A 19,477-nucleotide genomic window follows, 5' to 3' on the forward strand; every position below is an offset into this window, starting at 1 on the left:
AAGTATTTATGCTTTTAAGAATTTTAACAAAATTTTAAAATTTTCAATTATTAAAATGACAATTATTAACTTAAAATTATTTAAACCCTAAATTTTAGGGGGTATAAAATAAAATATTCATAAAAATTACATTTTATACCCATTTTTTTATAGGGTCTAAAATAACTTTACCTAGATTTGATCCGAATCTAACTATTTTTAATTATTACATTATGAAAAAATTTTTAACTCTAACATTACTGTTAACCTCAATAGTTCTAACAGCACAAGACGCAGAAGAAACTACTGAGAAAAAATTTACACTTAGCGGAAGTGTAGATGCTTATTACCAGACTTACCTAACAGCCTCTGATGATTCAGGACAATCTTTTGGAACTGCTTTTGCTGATCAAACAGGATTTGCCTTAGGTATGGGTAATATAATTGCAAGCTACGAAAGCGGTAAAGTAGGTGCAGTTTTAGATTTAGTTACAGGACCAAGAGGAGCAGGCGCTACTTTTAGCAATGATATCGTTGATGGTATTGTAAACCAAGCTTATGCATACTGGAATGTTTCTGAAAGCACTACCTTAACTTTCGGTCGTTTCAACACGTTTTTAGGCTACGAAGTAATTGCTCCAGCAGCAAACTTTAACTATAGTACATCTTACTTATTCTCTAGCGGACCATTTTCTCATGTTGGTTTAAAAGCTGATTTTGCTTTATCTGACGATTTCAGTTTAATGTTAGCCGTTATGAATCCTTGGGACACTAACAATACATCTACGACTGGAGAGTACTCTTTTGGAGCTCAATTAGGCTATAAAGGGCAATTTTTAAATTTATATTACGACAGTGGCAACAATGGCGGCTTAGGATTCGAAGTTGATTACACAGGCGGCTTTGATGTTTCTGATGACTTTTTCTTAGGAATTAATGCTGCGTACAATGACAATGACGGAAGTGGATTTTATGGCGCTGCCCTATACCCACAACTTGCTACATCCGATGACTTTAGCATTGGCTTAAGAGCTGAATACTATGGACTTCACGATAAAGATATCGATGACGATTTACCAAGTGTATTTGCAGCAACATTAACAGGTAGCTACACTGTAGAAAGCAACTTAATTATAAAGCCAGAAATTAGATTAGACTCTTGGAGTAATAACGACGCAGCTTTCTTTGATGCTGACGGCGAAGACTCAAGTAGCTTAGCTGCATTTACATTAGCAGCAATCTACACCTTCTAAAACATATACTAACTAACACCAATTAATTATGATAGATAATTATTTAGCCCTACTCCCAAATCTAGCCGTTGTACAAGATACAGTAGCAGCAACCACAAAAGACGTTGAAGATGCAGTAAGTGCAATTAACGGAGATTTAGGAATGCTTTGGATGCTTCTCTCAGGTATCTTAGTATTCTTCATGCAAGCTGGTTTTACATTAGTAGAAACAGGAATGACACGTTCTAAAAATGCCGCAAACATCGCCATGAAAAACCTACTAGATATTTGTGTAGGATCCCTCACCTACTGGTTAGTTGGTTATTCTTTAATGTACGGAGACACCTCAAATGGATGGTTCTTCTGGAGTGGTCTTATGCAAGGGGAAGGCGCAGATTTATTCTTCCAAACTATGTTTGCTGCGACTGCTGCAACAATAGTATCTGGAGCAATTGCGGGACGTACAAAATACTCAACTTACGTGATCTTTTCTGTTGTAATGACAGCTTTAATATACCCAATAGCTGGTGGATGGCAATGGCAAGGTTCTGGTTGGTTAACCGAGTTAGGTTTTATTGATTTTGCTGGTTCGTCTATTGTTCACTCTGTTGGTGGATGGGCTGCATTAGTAGCTGCCTTTATGGTTGGGCCTAGAATAGGTAAATATGTTGACGGAAAAGTAAATCCGATCCCAGGACACAATCAAATCCTAGCAACCTTAGGGGTATTTATCCTTTGGTTAGGTTGGTTTGGATTTAATGGTGGTTCACAATTAGCTTGGGGTGGTGCCGACGCAATCGGAGCTTCAAATGTTGTATTAATCACAAATTTAGCTGCCGCTGCAGGTGGATTAGGAGCATTAGTTACCACTTGGATATGGTACGGAAAACCAAATCTTCCACAAACTTTAAACGGCGCACTTGCAGGCCTAGTTAGTATTACTGCTGGATGCGGAAATATGTCTGCTATTGGCGCTGTATTTGCCGGACTAATCGGTGGAATAATAGTTGTTTTCTCAATAGAATTTATTGAAAAGAAATTAAAAATAGACGATGCTATCGGTGCCGCTTCTGTACATGGAGTAGCTGGAGCTTGGGGTACCCTAGTTATTGGATTATGGGGAATTGATGGTGAAACGGGAATTGGACTATTTAACGGTGGTGGATTCAGTCAACTTGGCTCACAAGCCATTGGTGTTGTTGCATATGCAGTTTGGTCAATCGTCTTATCATTCATCATCCTTAAAGTCTTAAAATCTACCATGGGACTTCGAGTAACAAAAGAAGAAGAAGAATTAGGATTAGACCTTTCTGAACATGGGGAAATTGCTTACCCAGGAAAACGAGATAGAGGCTAATCACCAAACGATAATACTTGCAAATAAATTTTAAAATTGATTGTATTATTTAGTTGTTAGAGAAAACCTTCAGAGCTTTTGCTTTGAAGGTTTTTGCTTTTAAAAGCTTTTCATAAAAACATAATGTTTACAAATTATACCTAAATTTTTAGGGGGTTAAATTTATAAATTCACAAAAATTACATTTTAGCCCCATTTTTTTATGGGTATAGGTTAATATTACATAGATTTGGCGGAAATTGACTCATATTTAATACCCCTTTTTGTATTAAATACTAATAACTAACAACAAATACAATGAAAAAAGTTGAAGCAATTATTAGAAAATCTAAATTTTCTACAGTAAAAAAAGCACTTCATGAAGTAGGTGTAAATTTTTTCTCTTATTGGGATGTTACCGGACTAGGCAACGAAAAAGAAGGCCATGTTTACAGAGGTGTTTCTTATAGCACAAGCGACATTCAAAGACGCTACTTATCTATAGTAGTTAATGACGATTTTGAAGACATTACAGTTAAAACAATTATTGAGTCTGCCTCTACAGGCGATGTTGGAGATGGTAAAATATTTGTCTCTGATGTTAAGGAGGTATACAGAATAAGAACAGGAGAAAAAGGAGGACAAACTTTAAAATAAAATCATGGAAACATTTACAATAAATAATGTATGGATGATGATCTGTACAGCACTCGTTTTCTTTATGCATTTAGGTTTTGCATTTTTAGAAATTGGATTGACACGTCAAAAGAATACTATAAACATATTATTTAAAAATATGTTCATTATCACGGTTGGATTACTACTCTATTGCTTAGTAGGTTTCAACCTTATGTATCCAGGTTTTGAATCTGGTGATTGGGGAATTTTAAGTTTCGCAGGTTTTGGTTTGGATGCACCAATGGCAGAAGGCGCTTTAGATCTTTCTTACAATGAAGGTTATACTTACTGGACAGACTTCTTATTTCAAGGTATGTTTGCAGCAACAGCTGCAACTATTGTTTCTGGAGCTGTTGCAGAACGTATGAAAATTGGGCCCTTTATGGTTTTTGCAATTATATACGTTGGCCTTGTTTATCCTATTGCTGGATCTTGGGATTGGGGAGGTGGCTTCTTAGAAACAAGAGATACTCCATTTTATGACTTTGCAGGTTCAACACTAGTACACTCTGTTGGCGGCTGGGCTGCATTAGTAGCAGTATGTCTATTGGGTTCAAGAATTGGTAAATTCAAAGACGGAAAACTACAAGCTATTCCTGGCCACAACATCCCTATAGCCACTGCTGGTGTAATCATCTTATGGCTAGGTTGGTTTGGTTTTAATGGAGGATCTGTATTGTCTGCAAATCCAGAATTAACATCATTAACTCTAGTAACCACATGTTTAGCAGCCGCAGCAGGTGGAGTTATTGCAGCTCTTGTATCTTTTATACGTTATAAGAATTTAGATTTAACAATGTTTCTTAATGGTATATTAGGTGGTCTTGTTGGTATTACTGCTGGTGCAGATCAAATGAGTCCAACGGATGCTATAATTATTGGGGCAATTGCTGGAGCCATAATCGTATTTGCTGTATCGTTAATTGACAGATTAAAACTAGATGATCCTGTTGGTGCCATTGCCGTACATTTAGTATGTGGTATTTGGGGAACTTTAGCAGTAGGTTTATTTGGTGGTTTAGCTGGTGTAGACCAGTTCATTTCACAGCTTATAGGTGTTGGATCTATTGCTGTATTTTGTTCTGTTTCTGCTTTCATTATACTCTTTACACTTAAGAAAACTGTGGGAATACGAGTTTCTGAAAGAGAAGAATTAGAAGGTTTAGACGCTCACGAGCATGGTATGGATGCTTATCCAGATTTTAGATTAAATGAGCATTAAAATTAAATATTGAAAATTTAATTGATTAAATATAAATTGTTAATTAAAAACCTCTAAGAAATTTCTTAGAGGTTTTTTATTCTAAATAATAATAAAGATTGAATAATTTGTTAAGCTGAATTACGACTAGCATTAATATTACCAAACAAAGACCTAGTCACCATGCTCGCAAAAATTTTCATTTGCTCATCATCTGGTTTTACTCCAGCTTTTTCAAGTTCTTGTATCTTTTTTAAAGCATACTGCTGTATGGTCAATAATGGTAAAACTATAGATTCTCTAACAGCAATAGAAGCCTTACCTGCTGGCTCTTCTTGCATTAACTCTTTATAGCCAGTTAATTTTAAAATGAGATGTTTTGATGTTTCGTACTCATTATAAATAATAGTCCAAAATTCACCATATTCAGGATCTTCTGCCATGTATCTTGTTAAATCAAAAAATGATTTAGATAAGGACATCATACTATTTTCAATTAAAGTCTTAAAGAAATTTGAAGTTTTAAAAAGCTTCTGTACTTTTTCAAATTCACCTGAATCTTCATAATGTTTTAAGGCTGTACCTACTCCAAAAAAGCCAGGTACATTTTGCTTTAATTGACTCCAAGAACCAACAAACGGTATCGCTCTTAAATCTTCAAAAACTAAGCCTTCAGATTTACCACGTTTAGATGGTCGACTTCCTATATTCGTCTTCGCATAATACTTTAAAGTACTCATGTGCTCCAAATACGAAATAAATTTAGGGTGCGCCTTAAAATCTGAATAGGCTTTATAACTACGTTCAGATAAATCGGTCATTACCTCTCTATTTTCAGGAAGCATACTTAAATCTGAATCACTTAAGCTATTATGAATACCAGAACTTATTAACTGTTCTAAATTATATTGAGAAGATTCTAACGTTCCGAAATTAGAACTAATCGTTTGCCCTTGTATGGTCAATTGCACTTCTTTATCTTCAATTGTTGGCCCAAGAGAGGCATAGAAATTATGAGTTTTTCCACCACCACGCGCAGGTGGTCCACCACGACCATCAAAGAAAATAACCTTTATTCCATATTTTCTAGATACTCTAGTTAAGTTTTCTTTGGCTTTATAAATTGCCCAATTAGCCATTAAATAACCACCATCTTTAGTACCATCACTAAAACCTAACATAATGGTTTGTTTGTTCCCTCTTGATTTTAAATGTGCAGCATATTCTGGATTTGAATATAACTCTTCCATTACTCCTGGTGCATTTTCTAAATCTGTAATGGTTTCAAAAAGTGGTCCTATATCTACGGTTAATTTATCTTGAAAAGCAACCAACTTCAACATAGCAAACAATTGCATTACATTAAGCGTTGTTTGGTTATTACTTATAATATAACGATTTGCTGCCTTCTCACCATTAGTTCCTTGAATGGTTTTAATCGCTTTCATTGTATTTAAAGCTTTTAAAGTTTCTTCATCCTTTATTAAGGATAAATCAACCTCACCTTTAACTTTAGATAAAATTTTAATTTGCTCTTTTTCTGATAAATCAAAATAATCCTTCGGAAAAATATCACTACCACTTTTAATCAAAGACTTTACCATATCAGTAAAAAACTGATGGTGCTTACGACTATCTTGACGTATATCTAAGTTTGCAAAATGAAATCCGAATAAGTGAATTTTATTTAATAAACTATTTACTTCATTTACATAAAGTGATTGGTGTTCTTTAACAATTACACTTTTAACAACCTTTAATTCTTCAGCAAAATTATCCGCTGTTAAATTAGAATTTTTGTTAGTAATAATTTTATAAAGCTCTTTTTCTATGACCAACATCCTCTCTTCTACACCCTGAAATGTTAACTTACGTTTTAAGCGCCTAACATCTCTGTAGTAATTTTTAATTACAGTTTCTCGCAATCGTTTTGCTACATTCAATGTAATCTCTGGAGTTACAAACGGATTACCATCTCTATCTCCACCTGGCCAAAATCCTATATTTATAATATCATTTTCAATCTGTTTGCCGTCGAAAATATTTTGTTGAATATAATCGTATATGGTTCCAAAAGATTTATAAAATACATTTTCTAAATACCAAATTAGACTTACCGCTTCATCAAAAGGCGAAGGCTTTTTATGTTTAAAAAATGGTGTTTTACCCAGTTGAGCCAATAAATCATTTATTCTCAATAAGTCATTTTCTTTAATAGCTTCTGTTAAATCTGTAATAATTCCTAGAACTGAACCTGGATAAAACTGAGTTGGGTGCGCCGTTAGTACAATACGAACTTTAAACTCTTCTAGATATTTCCTCAGTGTTTCGAGCTTATTTTCTTTTGATACAGATTCTTTTAAACTACGCAACGTACCAATACCATCCATGTTATTTACAACAGGAAATGCAGCATCTTCTATAGCATCGAATAAAACGACTTGTCGTTCTATATATTGAATAAATCGAAACAGTAAATTAATCTGACTTTGAGGTGATCGCCTAGCTTGGTATTTTTTAAAAAATGTTTCAACTATAGTTGTAGGATTATCTTTATTAGCAAATCCTTTCTGGCATGTTTCATGAAACAAAGGCAGTAACGCACCTGTTTTAGTTACAGAATCAAAAGGTAAGGTCATAAATATACTGTTGTATATCTGATATTTTGATAATACGTTTTGATTGAATCGAGTAAGCTTTGGCTGTGTAGGCATTTAATTTATATAATGGTCGATTGACCTAGGTGAATATTGGTAAAATTCATATTAGTGTCTTTAGGATTGTAAATAAAATCCTCTATAAATTCACCAACTTTACCAGTAGTTACATTATCGTATTTTGCGTTGATATCTGGTGTTGATATATTTAGTTTTAATGATTTCTCAACAGCTAAATTAACCAATTCTGCTTCATTATAAAGACCAAAATGTTCTAATAACATTGCAGCAGATAATATTGACGCAATAGGATTGGCAATTCCTTTTCCTTTTGCTTGAGGATACGACCCATGTATTGGCTCGAACATGGCATATTTATCACCAACCGATGCCGAAGCTAACAAACCAATAGAGCCACCAATAACACTAGCTTCATCGCTAATAATATCTCCAAACATATTTTCGGTTAAAATAACATCGAACTGTTTTGGATTTAATATCATTTGCATGGCTGCGTTATCTACAAATAAGAAATCTAGTTTAACATCCTTGTATTGTTTAGCAATTTCAGTTACTACTTTTCTCCAAAGTCTAGATGTTTCTAAAACATTTGCTTTATCAACTAAAGTTACTTTATGACTTCTATTTTGAGCTGCCTGAAATGCTAAATGTGCTATACGTTCTATTTCTGCTTTTGAGTAAGCACATAAATCTGAAGCTACATTACCATCTTCGCTTAATTGTTTTTCACCAAAATAAATTCCACCTGTTAACTCCCTGTAGATACTAATATCTGTACCTTCAATAATATGTTTCTTTAAAGGTGATTTATCCAATAACGTTTGATACGCTTTTACAGGTCTAATATTAGCATACAAACCTAATTCTTTTCTTAACTTAAGAAGTCCTTGCTCTGGACGTACTTTTGCAGAAGGATCATTATCGTACTTAGGATGACCAATAGCACCAAATAATATGGCATCTGTAGATTTACATAAATCTAAAGTCTCTTCTGGCAATGGGTCGTTGTGCTTATCTATAGCTATTGCACCAACATCTGCTGTTGTAAACTTAAAATCATGATTAAACTCAGAAGCTATAGCTTTAAGAGCTTTCACTGCTTGATTTGTTACTTCTGGACCAATACCATCACCTGGCAATACTGCAATATTTAATTTCATTTGTACTAATTAGTATATTTTTTGAGCTTCAAAAGCCTCAATTTGTTCTTTATTATTGACTAGATAATCGATATCATCATATCCATTAATCATGCATGTTTTCTTATAAGTATCTATTTCAAAGTCTTCAGATAAATCTAAATCTTTTACTGAAATAGTCTGTTTTTCAAGGTTAACTTCTAATTCTGTTTGTGGATTGGACTCAATTTGCTGAAACAGGTCACGCAAAAATTCTTTTGAAACCTGAACAGGCAACAAGCCATTATTCAGAGCATTTCCTTTAAAGATATCTGCAAAGAAACTAGACACAACCACTTTAAATCCATAATCTGTAATTGCCCAAGCTGCATGTTCTCTACTCGATCCACAACCAAAATTATCACCAGCAACTAAAATGCTCCCAGTATATCTTGAATCATTAAGAACAAAATCAGTATTAACCGTTCCGTCTTTATGATATCTCCAATCTCTAAATACGTTATCCCCAAATCCTTTTCTGTCAGTGGCTTTAAGAAAACGTGCAGGAATAATTTGATCTGTATCTACATTCTCAATTTGTAATGGAATGGCTCTAGAATTTAGTGTTGTAAACTTTTCCATTAATTTAAATGTTTTGTAATATCAATTATTTTTCCTTCAACAGCTGTAGCTGCTGCAACTAATGGGCTTGCTAAAATGGTTCTGGAGCCTTGACCTTGTCGTCCTTCAAAATTTCTATTAGAAGTAGACACACAATATTCACCTTGAGGAATCTTATCATCATTCATCGCTAAACAAGCAGAACAACCTGGTTGACGCAATTCAAATCCAGCTTCATCAAAAACAGTCTTTAAACCTTCTTCTATAATTTGAGCCTCCACTTGCTTACTACCTGGAACTAACCATGCAGTTACATTATCAGCTTTTTTCTTTCCTTTTATAAATTCTGCAGCTACCCTAAAATCTTCAATTCTAGAATTGGTACAGCTTCCTATAAACACAAAATTTATAGGTTTGTTAATTAGGCTTTCACCAGCTTCAAAATTCATATAAGCTAGTGATTTTTTGAAGGACGGATTTTCATCAACCGGAATGTTTTCAGAAATTTTAATTCCCATTCCAGGATTGGTTCCATAGGTAATCATTGGCTCAATGTCTTCCGCATCGAAATGATATTCTTTATCGAATTGTGCTCCTTCATCCGTCGGTAAGGTTTTCCAATAGGCTACTTTCTTTTCAAAATCTTCACCTTTTGGTGCAAATTCTCTTCCTTTTACATATTCAAAAGTCGTTTCATCTGGCGCAATCATGCCACCACGTGCTCCCATTTCAATACTCATATTACAGACGGTCATACGACCTTCCATACTCATCTCTTCAAAAACATTTCCGGCATATTCACAAAAATATCCGGTGCCAGAATTAGTACCTAGTTTTGAGATGATATAAAGAATGACATCTTTTGGTAAGACGCCATTCTTTAATTTTCCATTAACGGTAACCCTTAAACTTTTGGGTTTGGTAAGCAACAAGCACTGGCTCGCAAAAACTTGCGCTACCTGGCTTGTTCCTATACCAAATGCAATAGCTCCAAAGGCACCATGAGTTGATGTATGACTGTCACCGCAGACCATGGTCAAGCCTGGTTGTGTCACTCCTAACTCAGGAGCCATTACATGCACAATCCCATTATACTTATGTCCTAACTCATATAATGTAATATTGTTTTTTTCACAGTTTTTAGACAATTGTTCTAGTTGCTGTCTAGACAGAGCATCTCTAACTGGTTGATCTTGATTTAATGTTGGTGTATTATGATCTGCTGTGGCTAAAATTTGATTAGGCCTAAAAACAGGAATTCCACGTTCTTCCAATTCATTGAAAGCCTGTGGACTTGTTACTTCGTGTATTAAATGTTTATCAATATAAAGTATCTGCGGACCATTTTCAATACTACTGACCACATGCGAATCCCAGACCTTATCGAATAGTGTTTTCTTAGACATTTAAGCTGAAATTATTTGTTGGTAAACATTACTAGTTTCAATAATTTGATGGATATCGTTATCATTGATTTCTTTCTTTTTATCTGCAAAACTTAAGAAATTTGCATACACATCATCTAACTGAAGTTTAGTTAGTTCGTAACCAACATTTTTAGCTCTGTAAGCTAATGCAGCTCTTCCGCTCCTTGCAGTTAATACTATTGCAGATTCAGTAACACCTACATCTTTAGGATCTATAATCTCGTAAGTTTCTCTATTTTTTATTACACCATCTTGATGAATACCAGAACTATGAGCAAAAGCATTTGCACCAACAATAGCTTTATTTGGCTGTGTATAAATACCCATACTATCTGAAACAAGTTGACTCATTCCATAAAGCATAGATGTATTAATATTTGTATCTAATTTAAGATATGGATGCTGCTTTAATACCATTACCACCTCTTCTAAAGCCGTGTTACCAGCACGCTCGCCAATTCCGTTTATTGTACATTCAATTTGGCGTGCTCCGTTAATCACACCCTCTATAGAATTAGCAGTTGCCAAACCTAAATCGTTATGGCAATGACAAGATAAAATGGCCTTTTCTATGCCTTTAACATTCTCTTTTAAGTATTTTATTTTAGCACCATATTCACTAGGTAAACAATAACCTGTTGTATCAGGAATATTTAAAACAGTAGCACCTGCTTTAATCGCAGCTTCACAAACTCTAGCTAAATATTCGTTATCTGTTCTGCCCGCATCTTCTGCATAAAACTCAACGTCTTCCACAAAAGACTTGGCGTATTTAACTGCAGCATATGCACGCTCTAAAATATCTTCTTGTGTTGTTTTAAATTTATGAACTATGTGCGATTCTGAAGTTCCTATACCTGTATGTATTCTTGGTTTTACAGCATACTTTAATGCTTCTGCAGCAACTTTTATATCATTTTCTACAGACCTAGTTAAACCACAGACCGTTGCATTTTTTACTATTTTAGAAATTGCTTCCACAGATTTAAAATCACCAGGACTAGAGACTGGAAAACCTGCTTCAATGACATCAACTCCTAGCGCATCTAACTGCTCTGCAATGACAACTTTCTGATCTGTGTTGAGTTTACAACCCGGAACTTGCTCTCCATCGCGAAGTGTTGTATCGAAGATTTGTATATTGTTATTTGACATATATCAAAATATATTTATAGTATTGTCTTACGAATTTATATTTTGAATTTATTTTAATCACTTATCATTCATTTGATTTTACGATGTTCAAAAGCATATTTGCGATACAATTAATTGATTTTTAACACTATAAGCCTATTTTAAATTGACAACTAAAGACCAAAAAGATAATTTATTTTCTCTTGTAAAGTCATTAACCAAGTCTGAAAAAAGACAGTTTAAACTTTATGTTGGGAGGCTTGGTGTTAATTCTGATTCTAAATTTTTAAAACTTTTTAACCTTTTAGACAAATCAAAATCCTACAATGAAGCATTAATTATAAAAAGTGGAATTGTAAAAAAACAGCAAATTGCCAATGTAAAAGCGCATTTATATAAGCAGATTTTAATAAGTCTTAAGTTAAATCCTTCGCATCAAAATATACGATCTCAAATTAGAGAACAGCTCGATTTTGCATCCATTTTATACCATAAAGGCTTATACAAACAAAGTCTAAAAATATTAGATAAAGCCAAAGATTTAGCCATTGTAAATGAAGAAAAAAACTTAGCTTTTGAAATCGTTGAACTCGAAAAAATCATTGAAGCACAGTATATTACCAGAAGTATTAATACACGAGCCGACGAATTAGCTATACAAGCCAAAGAGCTGAGCGCACTAAATGTTATTGCCAGTAAACTCTCTAATTTATCATTACAACTTTACAGTATCATTTTAAAAACTGGTTATGTAAAAAATGAAGAAGAGAGCCAAATGATTACTAAGTACTTTAATGGAAGACTTCCTAAATTTAAAATGAGTAATGTTGGTTTTAGAGAAAAACTTTGGTTGTACAAGGCCTATTTATGGTACAGTTTTTTAATGCAAGATTTTCTGAATTGTTATAAATATGCATCGAAATGGGTAGATCTTTTTCATCAAAACCCAAGCATGATTAACCTCAACCCAGTGTTTTACCTAAAAGGCAACAACTATCTTTTAGAATCTATATTTTTTATTAGAAACAAACCAAAATTTGTAAAAAAGCTAGAACATTTTAAATCCACAGTAAACAGCACTAAGTTTAACAAAGATGAAAATGTTTCGGCACTAGTTTTTCTGTATACCAATTTTCATAATATCAATCAATATTTTATTGATGGTAGTTTTGAAGACGGTTTAGAATTGATTCCAAAAATCGAAAAAGAACTTGTTTTGTACGATTCACGTATTGATCCACATCATAAAATGATTTTTTATTACAAGTTTGCGAGTATGCATTTTGGAGTTGGAAATAACAAAATATGTATTAAATATTTAGATAAAATTATCTCCAACAAATCATTATCCATGCGTGAGGATTTACTATGTTTTTCAAGAGTACTAAATCTTGTTGCTCATTACGAGGCAGGCCTAGATTACCATTTAGAAACACTTTTAAGAAGCACTTATAAATTCCTAATAAAAATGAATGAATTACATGAGGTGCAAAAAGAAATGATAAAATTTATTAGAGGACTTCAAGATATTTACCCACATGATTTAAAAAATGCTTTCAAAGATTTATTAGAACGCCTTAAAGTTTATGAAGATCATCCTTTTGAGCGAAGAGCTTTCCTTTATTTAGACATTATCTCTTGGCTAGAAAGTAAAATTGAAAACCAACCTGTTGGCCAAATAATTAAGACTAAATATTTAACAAAATATGCGCCTTGATTTTTCGAATCTCATAAAAAAGTCATAAAAATTAAAATAAATTTGGAAATTAAATTTTTGTGTCGCAATATTTGTACTCACAAAGTTCAAACACTTACTGAAAGGGAAACTTTAAATTCAAATTTCTAGTTTTCCGAAAATGTTATCAAGAAAGGCGGAGAGATAGACTCGATGAAGCCTTAGCAACCCTTAGATTTACTAAGAAGGTGCTAAATTCTACTTGAATGCGCAAGTCATTTTTTGCAATTTCGGATAGATAACTAAAGACTAATTACCCATCTGTAATTAGCAATTTCTTTTTAACATTTTTCTTATTAAGTACGCTTCTAACGAGGCTTATTTGGCTTTTGTTTTAATCATTTATTAACTCAAAATCTTAGAAAAATGAGTACACAAAAATTTGCAACTCAAGCGTTGCACGCAGGACACGACACCAATCAAACTGGAGGCACAAGAGCTGTTCCTATTTATCAATCTACAGCTTATGTTTTTGATGATTCGGATGATGCAGCAGGACGATTCAATTTATCGGTTCCAGGATTTATTTACACAAGATTAAATAATCCTACAAACGACATTTTAGAACAACGATTAGCAGCATTAGAAGGCGGAATAGCAGCAGTAGCCACAGCATCTGGTACAGCAGCAATTTCAACTACCCTTTTAACTTTATTAAAAGCTGGAGATCACATTGTGGCATCTAGCAGTTTATACGGAGGAACCTACAACTTATTGAGTGTAACCTTGCCTAGACATGGTATTACAACAACATTTGTAGACCCATCTAATCCAGAAAATTTTGAAAAAGCAGCCCAAGAAAACACGAGAGCTTTTTTCGTTGAATCTCTTGGAAATCCGAAGCTAGATGTTTTAGACTTAGAAGCAATTTCTAAAGAAGCAAAGGCACATAAAGTACCATTAATAGTGGACAATACAGTAGCAACTCCTTACCTTCTCAACCCAATTGAGCATGGAGCAAATATTGTAATTCATTCTTTAACAAAATACATCAATGGCAACGGAACGTCGTTAGGTGGTGTTATAATTGATGCTGGTACTTTTGATTGGACCAACGGAAAATTCCCAGAATTCACAGAACCATCAGCAGGTTATCATGGATTAGTATATAGCGAAGCTATTGGTGCAGCTGCATTTATTGCCAAGATTAGAATTGAAGGCTTAAGAGATTATGGTGGAGCATTGAGTCCATTTAATGCGTTTCAAATTATCCAAGGTTTAGAGACTTTAGAATTACGTATAAAAAAGCATAGTGAAAATGCGCTCGAACTAGCGAAATGGTTACAAGAGCAGCCAGAAGTAAAATGGGTAAATTATCCAGGATTAGAGACTAGCAAATATAACAGTCTTGCTAAAAAATACTTACCTAAAGGGCAAAGTGGTATAGTTACGTTTGGTGCAGATGGAGGTTATGACGCTGCGAAAACTATCGCAGATACCACCAAACTATTTTCATTATTGGCTAATATTGGAGATACAAAATCTTTAATTATCCATCCGGCAAGTACCACGCATCAGCAATTAAGTGATGAAGCGCAAGAGACAACAGGTGTTACCAAAGATTTAATCCGTTTATCTGTAGGCATTGAAAATATAGAAGACTTAAAAGCAGATTTAAAGGAAGCTTTTGCTGTTGTTAAACAGAAAAGTGCCCTTCAAAATTAGCCTTTAACATGTTTTGTTTAGTAATAGATGCCTTTTATATAGAAGGCATCTATTTAATATTTTAATTCTTGAAATGGAAAAATTGCAATACATAAATATTTCTAATTATAAAACAGAATCTGGTAAAAGCACAAGTGTAAATTTGTCTTATCAAGTTTTTGGCAAACCATTACACAGCGCACCAATCGTGTTAGTAAATCATGCTCTAACAGGCAATTCTACTATTATTGGTGAAAACGGATGGTGGAATGATTTAATTGGACTTAACAAATGTATTGACACCGCAACCTATACTATTTTAGCCTTTAATATTCCAGGAAATGGATTCGATTCTAAATCTGAAAATCTCATTGAAAACTATAAAGATTTTACTGCTCGTGATATTGCAAAATTGTTCGCCTTAGGCGTAGAAAAATTAAAAATAACACAACTTTTTGCTGTAATAGGTGGTTCTGTTGGTGGCGGAATTGCTTGGGAATTAGCTGCATTAAAACCAAATTTAATTGAGCATTTAATTCCAGTAGCTACAGATTGGAAATCTACGGATTGGCTAATTGCCAATTGCCATATCCAAGACGCCATTTTAAATCATTCTAAAGAACCATTGGCAGATGCAAGGATGCATGCCATGACCTTATATCGCACTCCAGAGTCTTTAAAACAAAAATTTGATAGAACAAAAAAAGACAACGCGCTATTTAATATAGAATCTTGGTTAAACTATCATGGTGATAATTTAAATAATCGTTTTAATCTATCAGCCTATAAAATGATGAATCAAATTCTAAGAACAATAGATATAACTGACAAAAGAGGAAGTTTTTTGGAAGTAGCTTCTAGGATTACTTCAAACATTCATATTATTACTATAAATTCAGATTTGTTTTTTAAACCAGAAGAAAACTGGAATGACTATGTTGAACTAAAAAGTAAAAAGGACAATATCTATATTCATGAAATTAAATCTATTCATGGACATGATGCTTTTTTAATAGAGTTTGATCAGCTCGCGAAATTCTTGAAACCAGTATTTAAAGTAGAAAAAATTCCTAATAAGAATCTAGAAAAACATGTAGCATAAGACCTTGCGCCATCTAAATCAAAAAAACATTCTTAACTTGTTTTTTAGTTTCGAAATTGAGAGTACAATATGCAAAAAGAAATTATTGTAATTGGCGGAGGAATCATAGGTTTATGCTCTGCATATTACCTAAAAAAAGAAGGACATCACGTCACTGTTGTTGACCAATCTAATCTAGATGCTGGTGCGTCTTATGTCAACGCTGGATATTTATCGCCAAGTCATATCATCCCATTATCAGCACCTGGTGTGATGAAGAAAGGCATTAAATGGATGTTTAATTCTTCTAGTCCTCTATATATAAAACCGCGATTAGATTCAGATTTTATAAAATGGACTTGGGCTTTTAATAAATCGTGTAACTCCAATCATGTTAAAAAATCAGCTCCCGTAATTCGAGATATTTCGGTGTTAAGTCAAAAAATCTACGAAGAGATAAAAACCTCAGAACAATTTACATCACAGTACGAAAAGAAAGGTCTATTAATGTTGTGTCAAACTCAAAAAATGCTCGATGAGGAATTAGAAATGGCTAAAATGGCTGTAGAATTGGGTTTAGACGCTAAAGAAGTTAATCCTACTGAAATAAAAGAACTTGAACCCAATGTAGACATAAATGCTATTGGAGCTATCTATTATAAATGCGACCACCATTCTACTCCTCACGAATTTATGAACGATATGAAATCATATCTAAAAAATGCAGGAGTAAATTTCTATCCTAATGAAAAAGTTATAGACATCACAGTAAGCGACCAAAGCATCACTTCTGTACAAACCGATAAACAAACCTTAGTAGCAGATGAATTTGTTTTAGCAGCTGGTTCTTGGAGTGCGTTACTAAGCAAAAAATTAGAGCTAAACTTATTGTTGCAAGCAGGAAAAGGCTATCGCATCAACACCTCTCAATCCAATGGTATTACTTTACCGGCAATTCTGGCCGAAGCCAAAACCGCTGTAACTCCAATGAACGGTTTTACACGCTTTGCTGGCACAATGGAAATCGCAGGAATAAACCACAAAATCAACAAAAACCGCGTTGAAGCCATTGCCAATGCTGCAAGCAGATATTTCCCAAATATTAAGATTTCTGAAGAAGAAAAAGCTGATGCTGCTTGTGGCTTAAGACCTGTTTCTCCTGATGGATTACCATATATTGGTAAATCTTCAAAATGTAAAAATCTAACTATTGCTGCTGGTCATGCTATGATGGGCTGGAGTATGGGAACTGCAACTGGGCTTTTAGTTTCTGAGATTATTTCAGAAAAAAAGACGTCGCTTGATTTAAATCCATTTCATCCAGATAGAAAATTCTAACAAAAAACAAGTATCTTTTCGTGGTCATAATTAGCTAGACTATGAGCAGATCTTATATCGATTTACATTGCCATCCTTCATTAAAACCTTATGGCAAGAGTTTTAAATACCAACCACCAAAACAAAACAGGTTAAACAGTGGTCGTAAAAATTCTATTTGGCATTATAGTCCACCTAATTTTTTAGAAAGACAAGTCAACCGAGTTCTAACACTAACAAAATTTACGCAAACAGATTTAACTGCACTCGCAAAAGCAGGCTGCAATGTTGCTGTTATTTCCCTCTACCCTTTCGAAAAACATTTTCTGAAAGACAAAATGTTAGGCTTCAAATTTATTCCAGATTTATTAGTGAATTTAGCAGCTGGTGTAAGTCAAAAACGTATTGACAACTTAAGAAATCATTCGAGTTATTTTCAAGATTTAAAAGATGAATATGCCTACTATATGCAATTGCATAATATGGCACAAATCATAGATGGAGTTACCTATACCTATCGATTGGTTAATAGTTATTCTGATATTGAAAACAACATTAACACCTCAACTACTGACCGTAAAATCATCAGTTTAGTCAATACCATTGAAGGTGCTCATGCTTTTGAAACAGGACTAGACAGAGATAAAAACACAGCAGTTGAAACGACCGTTTTAAACCATATTGACCTAGTAAAAAACTGGGAACACAGACCATTTTTCATCACCTTGGCACACCATTTTTACAATGAAATTTGTGGTCATGCCAGAAGCATTGGTATTGGTTTAATAAAGAAACAACAAAATAGAGGACTTAACTCAGACATCACAGAATTGGGTTTTAAAGTCATTGACAAACTATTAGATAATTCCGAAAACAAACGCATACTTATTGATGTAAAACACATGAGTACTGCGTCTCGAAAAACCTATTATCAATTATTAGAAACCAAATATGCCAATGAAAATATACCAATTATTGTGAGTCATGGAGCTGTTAACGGAAAGCGATCTATTGTAGAATGGAAAGCATCAGATACTAAACTCAGTAAAGCATTTAGTGATGTAGATATTAACTTTTATGATTTGGAAATCTTGCGAATTGCAAAATCTAAAGGTATTTTTGGATTACAGTTAGATGAACGACGTATTGCTAGCAAAAGTGCAATTCGCAGTTCTCGGATTTACTGGCCAAGCAAGAAACGTCGTTATAAAAACAAATCAGAATTAATCTGGAATCAAGTTCAGCATATTGCCGAAATTCTGAACAAAAATGATTTATTTTGTTGGGAAACTGTCGCAATAGGCTCTGATTTTGATGGTATTGTAAATCCGATAAAAGGACTTTGGACAGCAGAAAATATTGAAACTATAAAACCGTATTTAATTGAAAAAGCCCAAGACTATCTCGATAAAAATGGTGGTAATTTGAAAACGCAAAATAAGATTTCAGCTCAAGAAATTATAGATCGATTACTATTTATAAATGCAGATGAATTTCTAAAACGCAATTTCAAATAACGTATTTTGTGTTCCCTTCTTTGGAAGGTCTCTGACGCTTCATAGCTTTAGCGACGAAACGGCTAGGGATGGGTTTAAAAAGAAAAAAAGAATATGACAGATAAACAAAAATTCATGAAAGAAGCTGTTAACGCAGCATTAAAAGGCATGAACAACAATGAAGGAGGCCCATTTGGTTGCGTCGTTGTTAAAGACGGAAAAATTGTAGGTCGAGGCAATAACAAAGTTACCTCAACCAACGACCCAACAGCACATGCCGAAGTAACAGCCATTAGAGATGCTTGTAAAAATCTAGATTCGTTTCAATTAGATGGTTGCGAAATTTACACCTCTTGCGAACCTTGCCCAATGTGTTTAGGAGCTATTTATTGGGCACGACCAGATAAAGTGTATTACGGAAGCAACCAAGTAGATGCTGCTAATATTGGTTTTGATGACGAGTTTATTTACAAGGAAATTCCATTACCTTACGAAAAACGAAGTATTCCGTTTGAACAATTAGCTCGAGAAATTGCTTTAGAACCATTTGAGGAATGGAGTAAGAAAGAAGATAAAACTGAATATTAAATAAAAAACTAAATTTGGGTTAAACAGAGAATTTAGTAAAAATTCAAGTCCCAATTTCCGACATAGTCGGAAGCAACGATTTTCAGAAATAGAGAGCGAAAAAGCGGAACTGCGAAGCGCAGCTTCAAGCATGTAGCTTTGAAAGCGAATGGTGCTTTAGCAATTTCCTAATAAATCGTTTTGAATTTTTGGTTCGTTTTGTTTCAAGACAA

The 19,477-nt window shown here is 33.9% G+C and carries 15 protein-coding genes and 1 riboswitch; of the genes, 10 read left to right on the forward strand and 5 right to left on the reverse strand.

Annotation, left to right across the window (positions count from 1 at the left end):
• Nucleotides 1-212: 212 nt before the first annotated feature.
• The 4 genes from H8K90_RS02620 (at nucleotide 213) to H8K90_RS02635 (ending at nucleotide 4,447) form a co-directional block, all read left to right on the forward strand.
• Complete coding sequence (locus tag H8K90_RS02620; RefSeq protein WP_186844380.1) at nucleotides 213-1,232, forward strand: outer membrane beta-barrel protein; 1,020 nt, start codon at nucleotides 213-215, stop codon at nucleotides 1,230-1,232.
• Nucleotides 1,233-1,260: 28 nt separating this feature from the next.
• Complete coding sequence (locus H8K90_RS02625) at nucleotides 1,261-2,568, forward strand: ammonium transporter (RefSeq protein WP_186844381.1); 1,308 nt, start codon at nucleotides 1,261-1,263, stop codon at nucleotides 2,566-2,568.
• A gap of 297 nt (nucleotides 2,569-2,865) precedes the next feature.
• Entirely contained in the window at nucleotides 2,866-3,204 is a 339-nt protein-coding gene (locus H8K90_RS02630; RefSeq protein ID WP_186844382.1) for a P-II family nitrogen regulator, read from the forward strand.
• A 4-nt stretch (nucleotides 3,205-3,208) separates the two neighbouring features.
• Nucleotides 3,209-4,447, forward strand: coding sequence for an ammonium transporter (locus H8K90_RS02635; RefSeq protein ID WP_186844383.1), 1,239 nt, complete (start codon nucleotides 3,209-3,211; stop codon nucleotides 4,445-4,447).
• Between the two features lie 110 nt (nucleotides 4,448-4,557).
• Here H8K90_RS02635 and H8K90_RS02640 read toward each other — a convergent pair whose 3' ends face one another.
• From H8K90_RS02640 to H8K90_RS02660, 5 genes are read right to left on the reverse strand one after another with little or no spacing between them, the layout of a single operon-like run.
• Nucleotides 4,558-7,140, reverse strand: coding sequence for a phosphoenolpyruvate carboxylase (locus H8K90_RS02640; RefSeq protein WP_186844384.1), 2,583 nt, complete (start codon nucleotides 7,138-7,140; stop codon nucleotides 4,558-4,560).
• A gap of 5 nt (nucleotides 7,141-7,145) precedes the next feature.
• Nucleotides 7,146-8,264 (reverse strand): 3-isopropylmalate dehydrogenase, encoded by a 1,119-nt coding sequence (gene leuB / locus H8K90_RS02645; RefSeq protein ID WP_186844385.1) that lies wholly within the window; start codon nucleotides 8,262-8,264, stop codon nucleotides 7,146-7,148.
• A gap of 9 nt (nucleotides 8,265-8,273) precedes the next feature.
• Nucleotides 8,274-8,864 carry a 3-isopropylmalate dehydratase small subunit gene (gene leuD / locus H8K90_RS02650; protein WP_186844386.1) on the reverse strand — a complete coding sequence of 197 codons (591 nt, stop codon included), beginning with the start codon at nucleotides 8,862-8,864 and terminating at the stop codon, nucleotides 8,274-8,276.
• Nucleotides 8,864-10,249: a 3-isopropylmalate dehydratase large subunit gene (leuC, locus tag H8K90_RS02655; protein ID WP_186844387.1), complete on the reverse strand. Its 1,386-nt coding sequence runs from the start codon at nucleotides 10,247-10,249 to the stop codon at nucleotides 8,864-8,866. The genes leuD and leuC overlap by 1 nt, the downstream gene beginning before the upstream one ends.
• Entirely contained in the window at nucleotides 10,250-11,425 is a 1,176-nt protein-coding gene (locus H8K90_RS02660) for a 2-isopropylmalate synthase (RefSeq protein WP_186844388.1), read from the reverse strand.
• 145 nt (nucleotides 11,426-11,570) lie between these two features.
• On the opposite strand from H8K90_RS02660, the gene H8K90_RS02665 reads away from it, so the two are divergent.
• The 6 genes from H8K90_RS02665 (at nucleotide 11,571) to H8K90_RS02690 (ending at nucleotide 19,265) form a co-directional block, all read left to right on the forward strand.
• Nucleotides 11,571-13,121: a hypothetical protein gene (locus H8K90_RS02665; RefSeq protein ID WP_186844389.1), complete on the forward strand. Its 1,551-nt coding sequence runs from the start codon at nucleotides 11,571-11,573 to the stop codon at nucleotides 13,119-13,121.
• A gap of 139 nt (nucleotides 13,122-13,260) precedes the next feature.
• Nucleotides 13,261-13,384: riboswitch (SAM riboswitch) on the forward strand.
• 121 nt (nucleotides 13,385-13,505) lie between these two features.
• On the forward strand, nucleotides 13,506-14,804 hold the full coding sequence (locus tag H8K90_RS02670; RefSeq protein WP_186844390.1) for an O-acetylhomoserine aminocarboxypropyltransferase/cysteine synthase family protein: 1,299 nt from the start codon (nucleotides 13,506-13,508) through the stop codon (nucleotides 14,802-14,804).
• Nucleotides 14,805-14,877: 73 nt separating this feature from the next.
• Nucleotides 14,878-15,885 (forward strand): alpha/beta fold hydrolase, encoded by a 1,008-nt coding sequence (locus H8K90_RS02675; RefSeq protein ID WP_186844391.1) that lies wholly within the window; start codon nucleotides 14,878-14,880, stop codon nucleotides 15,883-15,885.
• A 69-nt stretch (nucleotides 15,886-15,954) separates the two neighbouring features.
• Entirely contained in the window at nucleotides 15,955-17,202 is a 1,248-nt protein-coding gene (locus H8K90_RS02680; RefSeq protein WP_186844392.1) for an NAD(P)/FAD-dependent oxidoreductase, read from the forward strand.
• A gap of 41 nt (nucleotides 17,203-17,243) precedes the next feature.
• Entirely contained in the window at nucleotides 17,244-18,698 is a 1,455-nt protein-coding gene (locus H8K90_RS02685; protein ID WP_186844393.1) for a membrane dipeptidase, read from the forward strand.
• A gap of 93 nt (nucleotides 18,699-18,791) precedes the next feature.
• A complete protein-coding gene (locus H8K90_RS02690; protein WP_186844394.1) occupies nucleotides 18,792-19,265 on the forward strand; it encodes a nucleoside deaminase in 474 nt (157 codons plus the stop codon).
• Nucleotides 19,266-19,477: the final 212 nt, after the last annotated feature.

This window comes from Winogradskyella echinorum (assembly GCF_014297365.1).
Taxonomy (GTDB): domain Bacteria; phylum Bacteroidota; class Bacteroidia; order Flavobacteriales; family Flavobacteriaceae; genus Winogradskyella; species Winogradskyella echinorum.

Bases quoted from the DNA above. Each gene is read 5' to 3' on its own strand.
- H8K90_RS02620 (WP_186844380.1), top strand. From the start codon at position 213: ATGAAAAAATTTTTAACTCTAACATTACTGTTAACCTCAATAGTTCTA.
- H8K90_RS02625 (WP_186844381.1), top strand. From the start codon at position 1,261: ATGATAGATAATTATTTAGCCCTACTCCCAAATCTAGCCGTTGTACAA.
- H8K90_RS02630 (WP_186844382.1), top strand. From the start codon at position 2,866: ATGAAAAAAGTTGAAGCAATTATTAGAAAATCTAAATTTTCTACAGTA.
- H8K90_RS02635 (WP_186844383.1), top strand. From the start codon at position 3,209: ATGGAAACATTTACAATAAATAATGTATGGATGATGATCTGTACAGCA.
- H8K90_RS02640 (WP_186844384.1), bottom strand. From the start codon at position 7,140: ATGCCTACACAGCCAAAGCTTACTCGATTCAATCAAAACGTATTATCA.
- leuB (WP_186844385.1), bottom strand. From the start codon at position 8,264: ATGAAATTAAATATTGCAGTATTGCCAGGTGATGGTATTGGTCCAGAA.
- leuD (WP_186844386.1), bottom strand. From the start codon at position 8,864: ATGGAAAAGTTTACAACACTAAATTCTAGAGCCATTCCATTACAAATT.
- leuC (WP_186844387.1), bottom strand. From the start codon at position 10,249: ATGTCTAAGAAAACACTATTCGATAAGGTCTGGGATTCGCATGTGGTC.
- H8K90_RS02660 (WP_186844388.1), bottom strand. From the start codon at position 11,425: ATGTCAAATAACAATATACAAATCTTCGATACAACACTTCGCGATGGA.
- H8K90_RS02670 (WP_186844390.1), top strand. From the start codon at position 13,506: ATGAGTACACAAAAATTTGCAACTCAAGCGTTGCACGCAGGACACGAC.
- H8K90_RS02675 (WP_186844391.1), top strand. From the start codon at position 14,878: ATGGAAAAATTGCAATACATAAATATTTCTAATTATAAAACAGAATCT.
- H8K90_RS02680 (WP_186844392.1), top strand. From the start codon at position 15,955: ATGCAAAAAGAAATTATTGTAATTGGCGGAGGAATCATAGGTTTATGC.
- H8K90_RS02685 (WP_186844393.1), top strand. From the start codon at position 17,244: ATGAGCAGATCTTATATCGATTTACATTGCCATCCTTCATTAAAACCT.
- H8K90_RS02690 (WP_186844394.1), top strand. From the start codon at position 18,792: ATGACAGATAAACAAAAATTCATGAAAGAAGCTGTTAACGCAGCATTA.